Source organism: Pseudoalteromonas sp. APC 3893 (genome assembly GCF_030408095.1).
Lineage (GTDB): Bacteria > Pseudomonadota > Gammaproteobacteria > Enterobacterales > Alteromonadaceae > Pseudoalteromonas.
The window spans coordinates 1-698 of the sequence record NZ_JASDCD010000087.1; the positions used below are offsets into that span (position 1 = coordinate 1).

A 698-nucleotide genomic window follows, 5' to 3' on the forward strand; every position below is an offset into this window, starting at 1 on the left:
TACCACGGAGTGATTCATGACTGGGGTGAAGTCGTAACAAGGTAGCCCTAGGGGAACCTGGGGCTGGATCACCTCCTTATACGATTTAGAACTTATTTGTTCGTAGTGTCCACACAGATGATTGTTAATTGTAAAGAGAACAACACTTATTGTTTGGGTCTGTAGCTCAGTTGGTTAGAGCGCACCCCTGATAAGGGTGAGGTCGGTAGTTCAAATCTACTCAGACCCACCACTTTGCTCCCATACTTCGTTATGGCACACCTCGTTTAGTGGACTAAACGTCGTTGTACCATGCCTTGTCTGGAAACAAAGTAGGTTACAAATAATAAGTACCAGCATATGTGGGGCTATAGCTCAGCTGGGAGAGCGCCTGCCTTGCACGCAGGAGGTCAGCAGTTCGATCCTGCTTAGCTCCACCACTTTTACTTCTTAAAAATAAATATTCTTTATCGGGTAGCAACACCGCCTGAGAATAGAGTGTGTTTAATTTTGAGAAGTTTTTTATTTCTCTTGCTCTTTAAAAATTTGGAAAAGCTGATAATAAAATTCTGATAAATATTCGTATTTATCAAGAGTTTTCAAAAGTAAAAAAGAATGATAGCAGTATCATTCAGTGCCATTTAATGAACGTTTTACGTTGATTGATTGGTATCTACTTTAGTATTCAATATTAACTTCTGGCGAAGTTAAACTGTCAC

The 698-nt window shown here is 40.0% G+C and carries 2 tRNA genes and 1 rRNA gene; all 3 read left to right on the plus strand.

Features of this window, described 5'->3' with window-relative positions:
• A 16S ribosomal RNA gene (locus QMA12_RS22120) occupies positions 1–79 on the plus strand; the annotation flags it as partial.
• Between the two features lie 76 nt (positions 80–155).
• Positions 156–232 (plus strand) — tRNA-Ile (locus tag QMA12_RS22125).
• A gap of 111 nt (positions 233–343) precedes the next feature.
• Positions 344–419 (plus strand) — tRNA-Ala (locus QMA12_RS22130).
• The last annotated feature ends 279 nt before the right edge of the window (positions 420–698 follow it).